The following is a 14,985-nucleotide window of genomic DNA, read 5'->3' on the forward strand; positions in this document are numbered from 1 at the left end:
GCGACTCATGAGTGCTCGGTTATATGCGGGCCAATTGGTTGTGCGGTAGATTTTGTGTGTAGGCTTCTTCATTTGAAAATTATATCGCTGAAAAAGCCTTTACAGATAGGTTTGTGCAACAAAGCCCCTAAAAATTACACCTTGTGCTTTAGCAACTAACGCTACAGGGTTATTATCCATTTTTATTGCTTGATCCCAATAATATTGAGCACAAAAACTGCGCCCTATTGAAGATAAAAAATTCCCAAAATTTGTTAAAACAAATGATAATAATCCATGATTATCATTTGTTTTTTTAAGGATATATAATGACTTCTCATACAAATTAACCGTAGTTATTAAGTTTTTCGAAAACCAATGCTCATCCTGATATTTATAAATTTCTGAACTACAATTCGCTAAAATATAGTAAAAATAGCCTTTACAGCCATCATCAGTAAAAGTGAACTCGTTATCAAAATGAAAATTAAACCACTTTATTAATTCAGCTTTTCGACTTGTATCCAATAATAAATCATCAACCAACCCTGCTAATGAATTTAATTGTTGCAGCCCCAATTCCATAATTCTTCTAATAAAAAACCCATACTAAGTATGGGTTTTACATGAAATTTAAATGTTTTTCAAATTAAGCCTTCAACCACTTCTCAGCTTTAGCCTGATCTTCAACTTTAAGTTGAACTTCCGTCAATTCTGAACCTGCCGCTTTCACTTCAAAGCTCATCAGTTCATCGTGGCGGAATGCTAGTACGGTATAAGTTCCGTCTTGCTTGGCATATTTTTCTGCCAATTTAACCGTCGCTTTTAAACCATCAATTGCAATAATCACATCATTTGCAGACAAGCCAGCTTTTGCCGCTGCACCATCACGACGAGCAGACTGAACCAACACACCTTCAGGCTTATCCGCCAGTTTTAAACCAAATGGCAAGGATTTGTCATTTTTTAGCGTATAGCTTAAGCCAAACTCTGGGAACAACTGATCTAGCGGCAATTCATCTGTAGTATTAATCAAGTGATTGATTTGTTCTAACCAATCATAACCTGTTAATTCATTACATAAATTGAAAATTGTCCGTTCATTGACTTGAATGCCATTTTGCGCATTTGCATATAACTTACGCATTAGGGCATCAAGACTTGAACCACGTAGGCGTAAACCAAGATCTAAACACAGCGCCACGAGGCAGCCTTTGTTGTAGTAACTGGTACCTGCGTTATTTGAGTTTTCATCCTGACGGTAGAATTTCACCCATGCATCAAAGCTTGACTCAGCAACGGTTTGAATTTCACGACCTGGATTTTGTAAATAGCGATCAATTTGTGCTTTCAAAAGCTTGATATATGAATCCTGATTAATCACGCCGCTGCGCAATAAAATCAAATCATCATAATACGATGTAAAACCTTCAAATATCCAAAGCAAAGAAGTGTAGCCTTCTTTGTTCAAATCATAATTCACAAAGTTTTCTGGACGGATAAATTTTACCAACCATGAGTGGAAATATTCATGGCTGCATAAACCTAAGAAACGTTGATAATCTGCTGATGGTTCTACAGGTTCATTAGCTTTTGGTAAATCATCACGCGGACTAATTAAACTCGTACTGTTTGGATGTTCCAAACCACCATAGCTATTCGCCGTTGCTATGGTCATAAAGGTATAGTCTTTAAATGGTGCTGAACCAAACATGGAAATTTCTGTCGAACAAATTTTTTCGATGTCTTGCTGCATACGCTGCGCGTTCATGGCATGTTTGCCCGAAACCACAAATTCGTGTGGAATGCCGTTGGCTTCAAAACTGAAACGAGTTTGTTCCGCCAATTCAAACGGTGCATCAATTAACTGAGCATAGTTATCAGCATACAAGGTATAACGACCTTTTACTAAACTTTTTGACTTCAATCCAGTCGCAAGTTGGAAATGCTTTAACTCAGGTGGCAAGAAAACTTCAACCTCAATGGCTGTATCTTCTTGGTCAACTAAACCTAAACATGCGCAAGCTGGATTGACATATAAACGGCTTTGATCAACATAAGCACCACGGACCGACAAGTCAAAGGCATAAACATCATATTCAACGGTGATCAACTCATGATCAGTATTAAATAAACGCCATTTATTTTTTTCAAATTTCTCTATTTGTAACAAACGCCCATCTTCATCATAAGCTCGAACAGCTTCGATATGCTTCGAAAATTCTCGGATTAAGTAACTTCCGGGAATCCAAGTTGGCAAAAAAAGCACCTGTGTTGGATTTGCCAAGAAACGTGCAGTGACATGGACTAGATGCTGACGATAATCGTCAAATTCGATTTGATAATGCAACATAATGGGCGATATAAAATTAGTAAAAGATAACTTATCAATTAGATTAACATTTTTTACAACTGAATGCGGAACTGTCGCAATTGTCTACAATTATGACTAGTCAGCAGAAAAAAAAAGGCATAGCATGCCTAAAAATTTTTTCGTTTTACCACCAACGGAATGGTTGGTTAAGGAACCTCATTGAAACACGTGATCTACCTCATCGCGCTGCTTAGTTTTCTATGCTCCACGATAGCAAATGCTGCCCTTTTAAATATTGTCCCTGAAACTGTTGAAGCTGAAGCTTGGACCATTTTAGACCCTCAGTCGGGTCAGGTGATTGCAGAACATAATAGCCATGTTCAGCGTGCCCCTGCTTCACTTACCAAAATGATGGTGGCTTATATTGCTTTAAAGGAAATTAAAGCAGGTCATTTAAAGAAAAATGAAATCCTAACCGCAACCCCAGTTGTACAAGTGGTTCAATGGGATGAATCACAAATGTATCTCAAAGCAGGCGAACAAATTTCAGTTGATCAGCTTTTGGCAGGTCTTGTGGTCATGTCTGCCAATGATGCCGCAGTAACCTTAGCTGAACGCATTTCTGGTGATATTCCAAAATTTATTGAACGCATGAACAAAGAAGCCAAAGCTTTGGGCATGAATGACACTAATTTTCAAAATCCAGCCGGTATTACCATGCCAGAACATTATTCATCGGCGGCTGACCTTGCACGTTTAGGGCAAGCACTGGTGACTGAAACACCTGATTATTTGTATTATTCAAAACAACAAAGTTTTAGTTATAATCACCGTTTCCACCATGCAACTAATATTTTACTCAAACAAGATCCTACCGTTGATGGCTTAAAAACAGGTTTTACTAAAGCTGCAGGTTATAATTTAGCTTTAACAGCCAACCGTTTGATCGCGAATCCTGACGCGCCAGAACGTCGTTTGATTGTTGTGGTATTAGGGGCAAAAAGTGGATTAAAACGTGCAGAAATAGCACACAACCTCATGAACTTGGCTTATACCTATACACGTAATGAAGTTGCAATCAAAGATAAGCAATTAATTGCAGAATTACCTGTGGTTAAATCAACCTTGAAAATGTTTAAGGTAGAAACTCAACAACCTAAGCTGATTACTACTTCACTTTATGATCAAGCTTATGCCATCGATTTAAAAGCTTTTGACCCTACACAGCAACGTATTCTTTTAAATACAGGCAATGGCCAAATTCAAGCCATTGAACCACTTCATGAAACACAGACTAAACTGAGTGTTGAAGTAAATGAAAAAGAACTCACTGCGCCTTTAGCTGAAGTGATGAAATTAGCCACCGTTACGGTTTATCAAAATAACCAATTGATTAATACCTTTGATATTGAAGATGACGTGCAAATTGAAGAAGCCAATATTTTTGAGCGTTTCATGATGTGGATCAAAGGTCTTTTTAGCATCTTTAATACGGATTCAGCAGAAGTTAAAACCTACCCTCTAGGTCAATGATGTGATTATGTAACTTGTAAGACAATTCGTTATTCGTGCAAAAAAGAAGATGGCATACTCGTGCCATCTTCTTTTTTTTCAACAATAATAAAATAGGTAATTCAATGAATAACGCTGATGACTCCAAGTTACACCATATTGTCATTGTCGGTGGTGGTGCCGGTGGTTTAGAACTGGTCACTCAACTCGGTGATTTACTCGGGAAAAAAAAGAAAGCACGCATTACCCTCGTAGATATGAAACTCACGCATGTCTGGAAACCCCTTTTACATGAAATTGCCGCAGGGACGATGTCGGTTAGTGAAGAAGAAATTAACTACTATGCACATGCTGCGAAGCATAATTATGAATTTGTCTTGGCTAAGTTTGAAGATATCAATCCTGCTGAAAAAACCATTCAGCTTAGCAAAGTCCAACAAGGTAAATATGAATCTACTCAAGAACAACTGCAACTGAGTTATGACACCCTTGTTCTTGCTTTAGGCTCAGTTTCCAACGATTTCAACACGCCGGGCGTGTATGAACATTGTCACTATTTGGACAGCCTGCAACAAGCTGAAATCTTCCAACAAGATCTCTTACAGTTGTATTTGGATGCACAAAATAGTAATACAGCACGTGAGTTGAAAATTGCCATTATTGGCGCAGGTGCAACGGGGGTTGAACTTTCAGCAGAATTGGTTGAAGCCAAAAATAATTTTTATAAATATGGTTTAAATAAAATTCATCCGCAAAGCGTACAGATCAATTTGATTGAAGGTGCTGATCGGATTCTGCCTGCACTCCCTGAAAAAATGGCCGAGCACGCACAGCAGCAATTACAACGCATGAAAATTGAAGTCTTAACCTCTAAACGTGTGGAAAAAGTCGATGCTGAACATGTTTATTTTAATGATGGCAGTAAAATTAAAGCTGAACTGAAGGTTTGGGCAGCAGGCATTAAAACACCAGAAGTAATTTCGAAGCTTGAAGGCTTTAAAAAAGACCGTATGGGGCGTTTGAGTGTATATGCAACACTACAAACTAAGGCACACCCAGATATTTTCGCCTTTGGTGATTGTGCACATTGCCAACCGCGTGCAGATGAGCCTGTCCTCGGCCCACGCGCTCAAGTTGCTAGCCAACAAGCGTCATTTCTCGTGGATTGTTTAAAGGCGCGTATCCGTGGTCAACAACTCCCAATGTTCGTATTTTCAGACAAAGGCTCCCTAGTCTCATTAAGTAAACATAAAGCAGTAGGTGAACTTTTAGGTCAGGTCAATGTTCAAGGCTTTGTTGCCAAATCAATGTACGTTTCACTTTATCGAATGCATCAAGCCACAATTTACGGCTACGCACATGCAGGACTATTAACGGCTAAAGATTTTGTTACACGAAAAATTGCGCCTAAAATTAAATTGCATTGAAATTTACAGATTTGCCCCGATTAATGAAAAAATCATCATAAACATTTAAAAATTGCATTTTTTTGATAAATTTAGTCTACAAAAGTGCAATTTCACTTTATGATGTAACCCTTAAAAAATTGAATGGATCAATAACATGACTGCTATTGCAAATAACTCTGTGGTTTCTTTCCACTACACATTGACTAATGCAGAGGGTGAAACTCTCGACCAATCTCAAGGTGAGCCACTAGCATATTTGCACGGCGCTGGTAACATCATTCCAGGTCTTGAAAAAGCTCTTTTAGGCAAAACAGTTGGTGAAAAATTCACTGTAACTGTACCTGCTGCCGAAGGTTATGGCGAATACAACCCTGATCTCGTTCAAGAAGTTCCTGCTCAAATGTTCCAAGGCGTGGATAACATCCAACCAGGTATGCAATTCCAAGCTCAAACTGATGACGGCGTTCAAATCGTGACAGTTAAAGCGGTTGAAGGCGACAACGTTGTTGTTGATGCGAACTTTCCACTTGCTGGTCAAGATTTAACTTTCGAAGTTGAAATCGTTGAAATCCGTGAGGCTTCTGCTGAAGAACTTGAACACGGTCACGTACACGGTGCAGGCGGTCACCACCACTAAGATCTTCTGATCTCTAGTGCAAAAAGGCAAAGTTTTTACTTTGCCTTTTTTAATGCGCCTGATATAGGTATGCCATATAAGAACTTTTCAAACTATTAAATGCAAAAAAGCAGGCCACGGCCTGCTTTTTTAAAACGGATAATTAATTCTTATGAATTAACGACGTTGGTTATAAATCTGCTGCGCTGCAGGTAGATTTTTACGCATCGCTTCAATACGTTGTGAGTTTGATGGATGCGTAGACAGGAATGATGAACCTCCCGCACCTTCAAGCTTGTTCATTTTTTCCCAAAGTGTAATCGCCGCTTGTGGGTTATAACCTGCACGTGCCATTAACATTAAACCACCTTGGTCAGCACGGCTTTCCAGAGAACGTGAATAAGGCAGACCTATACCAATTTGACTACCCAACTGCGCGGCCGCAGTACCCAATTGACCGACATTATTACCTGCCGCACTTAAACCAATATTCAATGCAAGATCAGTTAAGGCTTGCGCTCCCAATTTACTTTTTGCATGCTCTTCAAGAGCATGGACCATTTCATGTCCCATAACTGCTGCAATTTCTGCATCGGTTAAATTCAGTTTATTGACGATACCTGTATAAAATACAACTTTACCGCCTGGAGCTACAAAGGCATTGACTTGGTCTGATTTCATAACCGCCAATTGCCATTGGAACGCTTGACCCGTTTGGTTCATTTGGTCTGCATAAGGACGCAGTTTTTGGAATACAGTATTAATGCGCTTATATGTACTCGAAGAGGTATCGAGCTGATTTTTAGAACGCGCATCTGTCACCATTTTGTTATAACTTTGTGTTGCTTGCGCGTTCAATGTAGCAGTATCCGCTCCTGCCATATCTGCCACTGTCGCACAGCCCGAAATCGTCATTACACCGGCCATACACAGGCTCGTTAGAATTATTTTTTTCATTAAGGATACTCCAGACCATTAAAATATAAGTGAATTTATGGGTATTATATTCTTATGGTTTGGAGCTTAAAACGAAGTTATAGCGACTTATAATAGTATTTATGTAATTTTTTTAAGCTGAAAATTGAAGAACCAACCAATAGATTAAACAAACCACATTCAAGCCCAAATACACATGCATTAATGGCTTAATTTTTTCCTCTAACTGCATATTTTTTCGCTTAAAAAATAGGACAGCATTTTGTATCAAAACTATGGGCACAAGAATACAGGCAATAATCACCGACAACCCAATCAGGGCTTGATAAATTAATTGTGGATCTTGAGTTTGGGCACGAATGATCATCATAGCAATAGTGGGTGCTCCCCCCATCGCAAATAATAAAGAATAAAAAATGGTGGTCGAAATATTCTTTTGCATCCTGCACTTCTCTTCCTAATTTAAATTGCATTTTAGCAACTCACCACAAAGTGTATAGCGTACTAAAATGCAACTTTAGTCTTGAAAACCGCAGATATTAACGACGTACACTCGATGGTGTCGCATTTTTATAATATTGCTGCGCTTCCGGCATCATTTTTTGCATAGCAGCAATACGGTCATTATTGCTTGGGTGTGTAGACATAAATTTGCTCAGTGCGTCGTTGCCACTGTTATCATTCGCATTCATTTTTTTCCACAATGAAATCGCCGCTTCTGGATTGTATCCAGCCTTTGCCATCATCACTAGGCCACCTTTATCCGCGCGGCTTTCCAAATTACGTGAATACGGCAAGCCCACACCAAATTGACTACCCAAATCAAGCAAGGTTGCACCATAGCCGCCTGCAGCATTGCCTACATATTGTGAACCGATACTCACCGCAAGATTGGTTAGTGCTGAAGCGCCAATTTTATTTTTTGCATGTTCTTCTAAGGCATGAACCATTTCGTGACCCATGATTGCAGCGACTTCATCATCCGTAAGTTTGAGTGTTTCGACGATTCCTGTATAGAAAACAACTTTGCCACCGGGTGCGACATAAGCATTGATTTCTTTAGACTTGATCACGGCAACTTTCCAATCAAAAGCCTGACCCGTTTGATTCATCTGATCTGCAAACGGTTTCATTTTCCAGAAAACACGGTTTACTTTTTGATAAGTCGCAGACTTGGTATCGAGCACTTGTTTGGTCTGCGCGTCTTTCAGCATTGCGTTATAAGACTGTGTTGCTTGTAAGTTCAAAGATGCAGAATCAGCACCTGCAAGATCAGCAATCGTGGTACAACCTGATAAAGAAGCTGCTACGGCAAAGCATGCCAAAGATTTTTTATAATTCATCATGATCTCTAGTTATTTATAAAGAGTGTCAAATATATACAAAAAATTGACTGACTCAATATTTTTATGCTTATTTTTTTCAAAATCTTTATTTTTCCATTATTTAAATTTAATATCTGATGTTACCCCGTAAAAATAATTTCACATTTTTTAAATACTTTTAAGTATATTCAACGGAGTCTTACATCTTGGGTTTAAATACAGGGATTAGCCTTCGGCTGGAGGTACACACATGAAACAATGTTTCTCATTAGGCAAAATGAGAAACGTGCTTCGCAAGGAAACCATCTTGCGGTGCAATGCACCTCACCGACAAAACTCGTTCACTAGTGTCAAAATATTTACAGTATTGCAAAAACATTTTTAATTAAAAGTAGTCCTGTCTCAAACACTTGCGGATGAATTATCGCGTATCATTCTTTTATTTGAATCAAATGGCACTTCGGATGTTACTGAGTACTATCAGTTTATAATACATGCCGTTTTTTGAAGTTATGTTCTTCGCTATATAAAAAAGCCCCGCTTTCGCGAGGCTTTTACATCTTAATTCAACAGCACATTATGCGTCGAATGGATGACGTAATACGATTGTTTCATCACGGTCTGGACCAGTTGAAATGATGTCGATTGGACATTCAATCAATTGCTCTAAACGTTTCACGTAGTTAATTGCATTTTGTGGCAATTGATCTAGTGATCTCGCACCGAAAGTAGACTCAGACCAACCTGGCATGGTTTCGTAGATTGGTTTTAAAGTTTCAAATGCAAGCGCATCAGAAGAACCTACACAACCAGAATCAGCTGCTTCGTAACCTACACAGATTTTCACTTCTTCTAAACCATCTAGAACGTCTAGTTTAGTTAAGCAAATACCAGAAAGTGAGTTTACTTCTACTGAACGACGTAGAATTTCAGCATCGAACCAGCCACAACGACGTTGACGGCCAGTAGACGCACCAAACTCAGAACCGACAGTACCCAAGTGTTTACCGATTGCATCACCAACATCATTAGCAGCATCATAAACAAGTTCAGTTGGGAACGGACCAGCACCTACACGAGTTGTGTACGCTTTAGTAATACCCAATACATAGTCAAGGTGTAATGGACCAAGACCTGAACCTGAGCTTACGCCACCAGCAGTTGTATTTGAAGATGTAACATACGGATATGTACCGTGGTCAACGTCAAGAAGTGAACCTTGCGCGCCTTCAAACATGATTTTCTTACCTGCTTTACGGTAAGCATGAAGTTCACCAGTAACGTCCATCACCATAGGTTCGATGACTTTACGCCATTCGTCACATAGAGCGATCACATCTTCAACTTTAACTGCTTCAACACCGAAGAATTGAGTCAATTGGAAGTTATGGTATTCAAGAAGCTCTTCAAGTTGAGCTTTAAGATGAGCACCACCACGAACCAAGTCAGCAACACGGATTGCACGACGAGCCACTTTGTCTTCGTATGCAGGACCGATACCACGACCTGTTGTACCAATTTTCGCATTACCACGTTTTTTCTCACGTGCTTGGTCAAGTGCGATATGGTGTGGAAGGATCAATGGACAGTTTGGAGAAATACGTAGACGTTCACGTACAGGCACGCCTTCTTTTTCTAAAACTTCCATTTCGTGGATTAAAGCTTCAGGTGATAAAACAACACCATTACCAATTAAGCACAATACGTTGTCACGTAAAATACCAGATGGAATGAGGTGTAATACAGTTTTCTTACCACCAACCACAAGTGTATGACCTGCGTTGTGTCCACCTTGATAGCGAACTACCGCAGCCGCTTGATCTGTGAGCAGGTCGACGATCTTACCTTTACCTTCGTCGCCCCATTGGGTACCAAGTACCACAACATTCTTGCCCATAATAGCCTCATTGCATCATGCTGTTAAAATTGGAAAAACGTGTGTGCCCGCAGGCACATCCGAGATTAAATTTGTTTGATTGTCCACTCGCCATTTGCATTCACCAACTGGTGCGTTGCATACGGTGCTGAGCTTAAATCATCATTACCTAACAATTGAACAACACTGAATCCTTCGGTACGTGCTGCTTCAATTGCCTTTAATAAATCTGCTTCGATGCCTTTTGGTGCAACCAAAACTTGGTTTTTCTGAACTTGACCTGCAGTTAATGCATATAGATCACAAGAGAAACCTGTCGCTGGACGCGCGCGACCGAAGTGTTCACCAATACCGTCATAGCGACCGCCTTGAGCCAATGGCGCAGCACGGTTTGGTGCATATACGGCATACATTAAACCAGTGTGATAATGGTATGAACGAAGTTCTACAACATCGATACCAATATGTAGTTCTGGCCAACGCACCTGAATTGCGGCTTGTGTCGATTTGACTGCATCAAATGCAAGTTTAAATGCTTCGTTATTTAAAACTTCAGCACTTAAATTTGCTTGTAACGCATCTAAATCACTTGCAAAACGACCTAAAGTATAAAAGTCAGCACCATTTGGAATGCTTTGTGTGAATTCAGCAAGTTCAGGTAGAGCTTTACGTTGATACAAGTCAGATAACTGACGTTCAACTCCTTTGCTCAAGCCAGCTTGTTTCACCATGCTGCGGAATAAACCGACATGCCCTAAATCAAGATGGATACCATCTGCATGACCTGCTTTAGCAAGCAAGTTGATCATGACATCAATCAGTTCAACGTCAGCATCAATGCTGTCTGAACCAAATAATTCTGCACCTAACTGTAAAGGTGCACGTGTGGTATTAAAACCCTGTGGCTTAGTATGTAGTACTGTACCAGCGTAGCAATAACGAGCTACACCTTCGACAGGATGTACATGCGCATCAATACGAGCCACTTGTGGTGTCATATCGGCACGCACACCAAGCAAACGACCTGAAAGTTGGTCGATCACTTTAAAAGTGGCTAAGTCTAAATCTTGATTCGATTCTGAAAGAGAAGATAGAGATTCGATGTATTCAATGAATGGCGTGTACACCAACTGATAACCTCGAGATGCGAGGAAATCTAATGCTTCACGACGCAAAGATTCAATCACTTGCGCCTGTTCTGGCAGTACATCAGCTACACCATCAGGTAATAACCATGTCTCTGAAATGGGCATGTTGTAAACCTAAATTCTTGTCAGCGCGGAACAAATCCGCATAAAAAAATCGGGAGCACACCCGATTTCTCCTAGTTTAGCACGATAGTTTTACGCTTGCACACGACTTTTTCATAAAAGATGCTTCAGCATTCATTACTTCATCAACAGCTTTAATTTTTACAACTAAATCCATGTTTATGCTTATATTTTAAAATTCTGTGAACGTTATTTTTTAACCATTTGATAAAAAATAATAAGCATCCTACTTTCTATAGATGAAGTTTTAAACAAAGTTATAAATATGATCAGGCTCAATAACTTAATTTAAGACACGAACATCAATCCAATGGAAGCGCTGAAGTTTGTTTAACGGCCTGTAACGGTATCTCTGTTTTTACATTTTGCACACTGGCGATCTGCGTTAAATGATGAATCTGAAACTTTCGATAGGCTTCTAAATCTGCCACGACGATACGTAAGAAAAAGTCACAATCCCCTGCCATGAGTTGACATTCAACGACCTCAGGCATCGTTTGAATCGCTACGACAAAATCATTCACGGTTTTTGCATCTTGACCTTTTAGCCAAATCCGCGCAAATACCGTTAAACTTAAATTCAATTTTGACTGATTCAGTAAAGCCACATATTTCTCAATATAGCCTTCATCTTCTAGTTGCTTGACCCGTCTCAAACATGGCGAAGGCGATAAACCAACAAGTTGGGCCAATTCATTATTTTGTAGTTTTCCATTTTGCTGTAATGCTTGCAAAATGCGTTTATCTATCTGATCCATTAACAAAGGCACTAAATTTCACAATAAGCTTTATTTTAGCAATTTCATTGCACAATAAAAGCGATCTTTCATAAAATAGCTGCCAAATGCTGCTCAGATATCCATAAAATATTGCTTTCGATCTCGCTTCATGGAAAATGTCATGATGATGTTTAGACAAAGTACACTCAATCACCCCCATTCAGAGCATTCTATTGAGTTTAAACGAGGTCTAAAAACATCTATTCCAATGCTGCTGGGCATTATTCCTTTTGCATTAGTTTTGGGTGCTCAGGCAACACATAAAGGCTTTTCTAGTTTAGAAGTTCCGCTTTTGACTGGCCTTAACTTTGCCGGTGGTTCTGAATTTGCCATTTTGGAAGTTTGGACCAATCCCCCTAATATTCTCATGCTGATGTTTATTACGTTTTTAGTGAATAGTCGGCACCTATTAATGGGGGCGAGCCTTGTCCCGTATTTACGACATCTACCGAATCGTAAGGTTTATACCGCTTTATTTTTTATGTGCGATGAAAGTTGGGCTGTGGGTTTGGCTGATGCGCAAAAAAAATCTAATGTTTTGGGAATTCAGCGCGCCTTTAGTTTGATGTTCTATGCAGGCTTATGCTGTGCTCTATATTTGATGTGGGTTGGCTTTACCACGCTAGGGGCAATGATCGGGCCCATACTTGGCGATATTAGTCGACTTGGTTTTGATATGGCCTTCCCTGCTGTATTTCTTGTTTTACTGCGTGGCATGTGGAAAGGCTTTAAAGCGGCGCGTCCATGGCTGGTCAGTTTGATTGCCGCATCTCTGGCGTATTTGTATCTCCCAGCGGGCTGGTATGTTCCGATTGGCGCAGTTACTGGTATTGCTTCTGCATTTTTCCTGATTGGAGATGATGCATGATCCACACTAGCACATTGATCGCAATCCTATTTATAGCCTTAACCACTTACCTGACCCGTATCTTGGGTTATGTGTTACTGAAAAACCGTAGCCTCACCAACAAACAACGTCAAATTATGGAAGTTGTTCCCGGCTGTGTATTGATATCAGTGATCGCGCCTTATTTTGTTAAAGATAATCCTGCTGATCTGATCGCGATGGCCATTACCCTATTTGCAGCATCACGTTTTTCGTTATTGCCTACCGTTGTGATTAGCATGCTTTCAGCAGCAGTATTAAGACAAATTTTGATTTAACTAAGTAATACGCGATCATGTTTTGAATAACGAAAGAACTACGATTTAAACCCAATGATGATGAATATTAGGAATCATCTTATTGGATAAAAAATACCCATACCTTGAGATCACATGCTTCATGCAGATATCGAGGTGTGGGCAGTCTTTTGTATTTTTTTGATTAGCTTTGGTCTGTCTTGACCACTTTTGCCAAAAGGTTCACCAACTCTGCATTTTGCAATTCAACTTGCTGTAATTTGTGAGTGGTTTGATCTAATACTTCTTGCTGGATATGCATTTTCTTTGCAAGATCTTGCATAATTTCCAAGGTCTTTTTCAGGTTGGCTTCTAAATGCACCACTTTTTCTTCAAGTGGCAAGGTTTCATGCGCGGTAGATTGCGATACGTCACGATTAAACTGTAGCCAAATTAAAAATATAACCGCCAGCGCCAATAATAAAATAAATCCCCAAAGTAACATCAACATCATGCTCAATACTCTTTATATATTTCTTTGACTTTCATCTTAAACAATAAATTGGCTGTGCTTGAATATTTTTTAAAGTTTTTCAATATTTTCGAGCCATATGTAGGTCATTAAGCATGATTTTTCATCTAATTTTAGAAAATAAAAAACACCTACAGGCTAGTAGATGTTTTTACATTGGATATGTTTGAATTTTTATAGAGAATGAAAACTTTCACATAAATCGAGCAAGCGGTTCGCATAACCCCATTCATTGTCATACCATGCGAAAACTTTTGCTTGTTTTCCTACCACCATGGTTTGATTCAAATCGACAATCAATGAATAAGGTGAATGATTAAAATCACTTGATACCAAAGGTTCATCGGTTACTGACATAATTTCATGATAATCAAAACGTGCAGCTTTGCTTAACACTGCATTTAACTCATGCTTGGTGATAAGCGATTGGGACACAAAACTTAAATCGATTGCAGCAACATTGATAGTCGGTACACGTATCGAATAGCCATCGATTCGATCTTCCATTTTCGGCATCACCCGTTTCAATGCCCCTAGAGCTGAAGAAGTCGTTGGAATAATATTTTGACCCGAAGCTCGCGCACGACGTAAGTCACGATGTGCATGATCCAATACAGACTGATCCGCAGTCACAGCATGAATTTCTGTCATGAGTGCTGTGTCTATACCAAAGGCATCATCAATAATTTTGACTAAAGGCACCAAAGCTTGCGTGGTACACGACACACTCGAAATAATTTGATCCGTCGCTTTGACTTCATGATGATTAACACCATAGACAATCGCAGCATCAACACTGTCAAACGGCGCCGCACCAATTATCACACGTTTGGCACCTGCACCAATATGTTGTGTGGCTGCCTCTCGCGATCTAAATAAACCTGTGCATTCGAGTACCACATCGACATTCAGTTGCTGCCAAGGCAAAAGACTCGGCTGTGCTTCATTTAAAACTTGCACTTTGAGATGCGCTTGAGCACAAGAGATATCTAGAAAAATAGCGCCATCTTGTTCAAGAATTTCGACTTGGCCTGCAAAACGACCATGCGTGGTGTCGTATTTAAACAAATGCACCATGGTTTCCACATCAGCGACATCATTTATGGCAACAATTTCATAATGAAATTCTTTTGGATTTTCAAACCAAGCGCGTAAAACATTGCGTCCGATTCGACCAAATCCATTAATTGCCACTCGCTGCATGACCAATCCTTCGTTTTAAAACAAAAATAAAGCATCTATATGTTAATGGATTTCAACATGAAAACGTTATCATTTATTCGTTTAATGCTTATTGGGCTTTATTTTTATAAA

General features: G+C 39.5%; 15 protein-coding genes. 5 read left to right on the top strand and 10 right to left on the bottom strand.

Features of this window, described 5'->3' with window-relative positions; translation table 11 throughout:
• Positions 1–99: 99 nt before the first annotated feature.
• Positions 100–564, bottom strand: coding sequence for a hypothetical protein (locus tag FTU22_RS13985; protein ID WP_180095049.1), 465 nt, complete (start codon positions 562–564; stop codon positions 100–102).
• Positions 565–628: 64 nt separating this feature from the next.
• Entirely contained in the window at positions 629–2,332 is a 1,704-nt protein-coding gene (locus tag FTU22_RS13990) for a M61 family metallopeptidase (protein ID WP_180095051.1), read from the bottom strand.
• Positions 2,333–2,512: 180 nt separating this feature from the next.
• On the opposite strand from FTU22_RS13990, the gene FTU22_RS13995 reads away from it, so the two are divergent.
• The 3 genes from FTU22_RS13995 (at position 2,513) to FTU22_RS14005 (ending at position 5,851) form a co-directional block, all read left to right on the top strand.
• A complete protein-coding gene (locus FTU22_RS13995) occupies positions 2,513–3,826 on the top strand; it encodes a D-alanyl-D-alanine carboxypeptidase PBP6B (protein WP_180095052.1) in 1,314 nt (437 codons plus the stop codon).
• A gap of 104 nt (positions 3,827–3,930) precedes the next feature.
• Positions 3,931–5,232, top strand: a complete 1,302-nt coding sequence (locus tag FTU22_RS14000; RefSeq protein ID WP_180095054.1) for an NAD(P)/FAD-dependent oxidoreductase — start codon at positions 3,931–3,933, stop codon at positions 5,230–5,232.
• A 136-nt stretch (positions 5,233–5,368) separates the two neighbouring features.
• Positions 5,369–5,851, top strand: coding sequence for a peptidylprolyl isomerase (locus FTU22_RS14005; protein ID WP_078194383.1), 483 nt, complete (start codon positions 5,369–5,371; stop codon positions 5,849–5,851).
• Between the two features lie 156 nt (positions 5,852–6,007).
• Here FTU22_RS14005 and FTU22_RS14010 read toward each other — a convergent pair whose 3' ends face one another.
• From FTU22_RS14010 to FTU22_RS14035, 6 genes are all read right to left on the bottom strand, one after another.
• The gene (locus tag FTU22_RS14010) at positions 6,008–6,787 is read right to left on the bottom strand and encodes a M48 family metallopeptidase (protein WP_078194384.1); all 780 of its coding nucleotides are present in this window, start codon (positions 6,785–6,787) and stop codon (positions 6,008–6,010) included.
• A 112-nt stretch (positions 6,788–6,899) separates the two neighbouring features.
• On the bottom strand, positions 6,900–7,208 hold the full coding sequence (locus FTU22_RS14015; protein ID WP_168379352.1) for a hypothetical protein: 309 nt from the start codon (positions 7,206–7,208) through the stop codon (positions 6,900–6,902).
• 97 nt (positions 7,209–7,305) lie between these two features.
• On the bottom strand, positions 7,306–8,109 hold the full coding sequence (locus tag FTU22_RS14020) for a M48 family metallopeptidase (protein ID WP_078194387.1): 804 nt from the start codon (positions 8,107–8,109) through the stop codon (positions 7,306–7,308).
• 559 nt (positions 8,110–8,668) lie between these two features.
• Complete coding sequence (locus FTU22_RS14025) at positions 8,669–9,988, bottom strand: adenylosuccinate synthase (protein WP_180095056.1); 1,320 nt, start codon at positions 9,986–9,988, stop codon at positions 8,669–8,671.
• A gap of 65 nt (positions 9,989–10,053) precedes the next feature.
• Positions 10,054–11,220, bottom strand: coding sequence for an ATP phosphoribosyltransferase regulatory subunit (locus tag FTU22_RS14030; protein WP_180095058.1), 1,167 nt, complete (start codon positions 11,218–11,220; stop codon positions 10,054–10,056).
• A 320-nt stretch (positions 11,221–11,540) separates the two neighbouring features.
• Positions 11,541–11,996 (bottom strand): Lrp/AsnC family transcriptional regulator, encoded by a 456-nt coding sequence (locus tag FTU22_RS14035; protein ID WP_180095060.1) that lies wholly within the window; start codon positions 11,994–11,996, stop codon positions 11,541–11,543.
• Positions 11,997–12,138: 142 nt separating this feature from the next.
• Here FTU22_RS14035 and FTU22_RS14040 point away from each other — a divergent pair, with 142 nt between their 5' ends.
• Complete coding sequence (locus FTU22_RS14040; RefSeq protein ID WP_180095062.1) at positions 12,139–12,885, top strand: AzlC family ABC transporter permease; 747 nt, start codon at positions 12,139–12,141, stop codon at positions 12,883–12,885.
• On the top strand, positions 12,882–13,181 hold the full coding sequence (locus FTU22_RS14045) for an AzlD family protein (protein WP_180012238.1): 300 nt from the start codon (positions 12,882–12,884) through the stop codon (positions 13,179–13,181). Before FTU22_RS14040 ends, FTU22_RS14045 begins: the two co-directional genes overlap by 4 nt.
• A 163-nt stretch (positions 13,182–13,344) precedes the next feature.
• On the opposite strand, the gene FTU22_RS14050 is transcribed toward FTU22_RS14045, so the two are convergent.
• Positions 13,345–13,647: a hypothetical protein gene (locus FTU22_RS14050; RefSeq protein ID WP_078189224.1), complete on the bottom strand. Its 303-nt coding sequence runs from the start codon at positions 13,645–13,647 to the stop codon at positions 13,345–13,347.
• A gap of 198 nt (positions 13,648–13,845) precedes the next feature.
• The gene (locus FTU22_RS14055; protein ID WP_180023959.1) at positions 13,846–14,874 is read right to left on the bottom strand and encodes a type I glyceraldehyde-3-phosphate dehydrogenase; all 1,029 of its coding nucleotides are present in this window, start codon (positions 14,872–14,874) and stop codon (positions 13,846–13,848) included.
• Positions 14,875–14,985 lie beyond the last annotated feature (111 nt).

The sequence above is a fragment of the Acinetobacter sp. YH12076 genome (assembly GCF_013419525.1).
In the GTDB taxonomy this organism is placed as follows: domain Bacteria; phylum Pseudomonadota; class Gammaproteobacteria; order Pseudomonadales; family Moraxellaceae; genus Acinetobacter; species Acinetobacter amyesii.

What these genes read in the sequence shown, in the direction of transcription:
- FTU22_RS14005 (WP_078194383.1), top strand. Translation starts at nt 5,369, where the DNA reads ATGACTGCTATTGCAAATAACTCTGTGGTTTCTTTCCACTACACATTG.
- FTU22_RS14015 (WP_168379352.1), bottom strand. Translation starts at nt 7,208, where the DNA reads ATGCAAAAGAATATTTCGACCACCATTTTTTATTCTTTATTATTTGCG.
- FTU22_RS13985 (WP_180095049.1), bottom strand. Translation starts at nt 564, where the DNA reads ATGGAATTGGGGCTGCAACAATTAAATTCATTAGCAGGGTTGGTTGAT.
- FTU22_RS14045 (WP_180012238.1), top strand. Translation starts at nt 12,882, where the DNA reads ATGATCCACACTAGCACATTGATCGCAATCCTATTTATAGCCTTAACC.
- FTU22_RS14010 (WP_078194384.1), bottom strand. Translation starts at nt 6,787, where the DNA reads ATGAAAAAAATAATTCTAACGAGCCTGTGTATGGCCGGTGTAATGACG.
- FTU22_RS13990 (WP_180095051.1), bottom strand. Translation starts at nt 2,332, where the DNA reads ATGTTGCATTATCAAATCGAATTTGACGATTATCGTCAGCATCTAGTC.
- FTU22_RS14035 (WP_180095060.1), bottom strand. Translation starts at nt 11,996, where the DNA reads ATGGATCAGATAGATAAACGCATTTTGCAAGCATTACAGCAAAATGGA.
- FTU22_RS14000 (WP_180095054.1), top strand. Translation starts at nt 3,931, where the DNA reads ATGAATAACGCTGATGACTCCAAGTTACACCATATTGTCATTGTCGGT.
- FTU22_RS14040 (WP_180095062.1), top strand. Translation starts at nt 12,139, where the DNA reads ATGATGATGTTTAGACAAAGTACACTCAATCACCCCCATTCAGAGCAT.
- FTU22_RS14055 (WP_180023959.1), bottom strand. Translation starts at nt 14,874, where the DNA reads ATGCAGCGAGTGGCAATTAATGGATTTGGTCGAATCGGACGCAATGTT.
- FTU22_RS14020 (WP_078194387.1), bottom strand. Translation starts at nt 8,109, where the DNA reads ATGAATTATAAAAAATCTTTGGCATGCTTTGCCGTAGCAGCTTCTTTA.
- FTU22_RS14030 (WP_180095058.1), bottom strand. Translation starts at nt 11,220, where the DNA reads ATGCCCATTTCAGAGACATGGTTATTACCTGATGGTGTAGCTGATGTA.
- FTU22_RS14025 (WP_180095056.1), bottom strand. Translation starts at nt 9,988, where the DNA reads ATGGGCAAGAATGTTGTGGTACTTGGTACCCAATGGGGCGACGAAGGT.